This window comes from Streptomyces calidiresistens (assembly GCF_014141525.1).
Taxonomy (GTDB): Bacteria; Actinomycetota; Actinomycetes; order Streptomycetales; family Streptomycetaceae; genus Streptomyces; species Streptomyces calidiresistens.
On the sequence record NZ_VKHS01001496.1, the window covers coordinates 1 to 548 of the forward strand.

Sequence of the window (548 nt, forward strand, 5' to 3'; positions counted from 1 at the left end):
ACAGGGAGCCCTCACAGGGAGGACCAGTCCCGGCGGGCCGGCCCCGCACGCATCGACGCCACCCGCCGGGCGAACTCCGCGGCGGCGACCCGGTCGCCCCCACCGCCGTCCACCCGCTGCATCAACCAGGTGGTCAGGTGCACCTCCCGCAGATCGCACAGCAGCGCCGTCGCCGCGAACAACGCCGAGAGCGGCGCCCCCGCCCCCACCGCCACCAGCAGCGGACGCCGCGCCAGGAACACCTCGAAGGCCGTGGGTTCCCCGGGACGGGCGACTATTCGGTCAGCGGCCCGGTAGACCCGGACCGCTCTCCGGCCGAAAGCGATCATGCGCGAAGCCTAGCGGCCCCACCGACCGCCCGGAGGCCGCTTCCCGCACGGCCTCCCGGGGCGTTCGGGAGCCCGCCGCCGGCAACGCCCTCACAGGGAGCCCTCACAGGGAGGACCAGTCCCGGCGGGCCGGCCCCGCACGCATCGACGCCACCCGCCGGGCGAACTCCGCGGCGGCGACCCGGTCGCCCCCACCGCCGTCCACCCGCTGCATCAACC

1 protein-coding gene is annotated in these 548 nt (G+C 76.5%); it reads right to left on the reverse strand.

Going from position 1 to position 548, the window contains the following annotated elements; translation table 11 throughout:
- Positions 1-11 precede the first annotated feature (11 nt).
- The gene (locus tag FOE67_RS27995) at positions 12-329 is read right to left on the reverse strand and encodes a hypothetical protein (RefSeq protein ID WP_182667590.1); all 318 of its coding nucleotides are present in this window, start codon (positions 327-329) and stop codon (positions 12-14) included.
- Positions 330-548: the final 219 nt, after the last annotated feature.

Coding starts and splice junctions, on each gene's coding strand:
- FOE67_RS27995 (WP_182667590.1), bottom strand. CDS start 329: ATGATCGCTTTCGGCCGGAGAGCGGTCCGGGTCTACCGGGCCGCTGAC.